This window comes from Niallia sp. Sow4_A1 (genome assembly GCF_052116745.1).
Classification (GTDB): domain Bacteria; phylum Bacillota; class Bacilli; order Bacillales; family Cytobacillaceae; genus Niallia; species Niallia hominis.
This window is the reverse complement of record NZ_JBQKKM010000119.1, coordinates 1-1,268: the sequence shown is the minus strand read 5'-3', so window position 1 is coordinate 1,268 and position 1,268 is coordinate 1. Positions and strand designations below refer to the sequence as shown.

Annotated in this window: 1 protein-coding gene; it reads left to right on the top strand. The window is 43.1% G+C overall.

The genetic code is table 11. The features are described from left to right. Nucleotides 1–36: 36 nt before the first annotated feature. The coding region (gene tnpC, locus ACTQ5K_RS25400; RefSeq protein ID WP_441994448.1) for an IS66 family transposase at nt 37–1,268 on the top strand (1,232 nt) is incomplete at its 3' end.

Genomic DNA, 1,268 nt, shown 5'->3' with positions numbered 1-1,268 from the left:
AAAAAGACAAAGAAAACAGCAAACACAACTCCTACAATTGAAGAACTTCTCGAGCGCGTTCAACTCTTGGAACAGAAAAACGCAGACTTAGAGGCGAAGCTAGAAAAGGAAAAAAGTGAATCTGAAGCCAAGATTAGTTGGTTACAAGAACAGCTTCGCCTTCATCAGTCTAAACGTTTTGGTGTATCTAGCGAAAAGGGCATTCCAGGTCAACTGGAACTAACTCTTTTTAATGAAGTTGAACAAGAAGCGGACCTCGCATCACCCGAACCTACCGTAGAAACCATCACCTACCGCCGTAAGAAGAAACGCGGCCAACGTCAGTTGATGTTAGAAAATCTGCCTGTGGAAACGATCGATTATCGTTTATCCGATGAAGAGCAGGTCTGTTCGTGTTGCGGTGGAAACCTGCATGAAATGAGTACAGAAGTCCGTCAGGAATTAAAATATATCCCAGCTGAAGTAAAAGTGGTGAAGCATGTGCGCCATGTTTATTCATGCCGCCATTGTGAACAGGAGGCCATTGAAACGCCGATCCAAACCGCGCCCATGCCGAAGCCAGTCATTGCGGGAAGTCTCGCATCTCCATCTATGTTGGCACATATCATGAGCCAAAAGTATGTAGAGGGACTTCCTATATATAGACAGGAAAAACATCTACATCGTTTGGGTATAACATTATCTCGTCAAACGATGGCTAATTGGATGATGTACGGAGCAGATCGTTGGTTAAGCAAGCTATATAGTCGGATGCATCAGCTCCTAGTTAAGCTTGACATTGTTTGTGCGGATGAGACAACTCTTCAAGTGCTTCAAGAGCCAGGTAGATCCGCTTCATCTAAATCCTATTTGTGGCTATACCGTACAGGTGTCGAGGGATCTCCCATCATACTATATGATTATCAAGAAACCAGAGCTGGAGAAAATCCAATGAACTTCTTAAAGGAATTCAAAGGCTTTCTTCAAGTCGACGGTTATGCCGGATATCATAAAGTAGAAAACGTAACACTTGTTGGTTGTTGGGCTCATGCCAGACGTGGTTTTACCGATGTCTTAAAAGCACTGCCTACAAATAGTATAAAACCAGTCGCTGCGACCGAAGGTCTCCAATTCTGTAATCAACTTTTCACGATTGAGCGAAAGTTAAAGGAATTAGAGCCGGAAGAACGGTATAAACAACGTCTAGAGCAAAGTAAACCAATACTAGACTCTTTTTTGTCATGGCTAAAAGTACAAGAACAACATGTGTTGCCTAAAAGTGGTCTCGG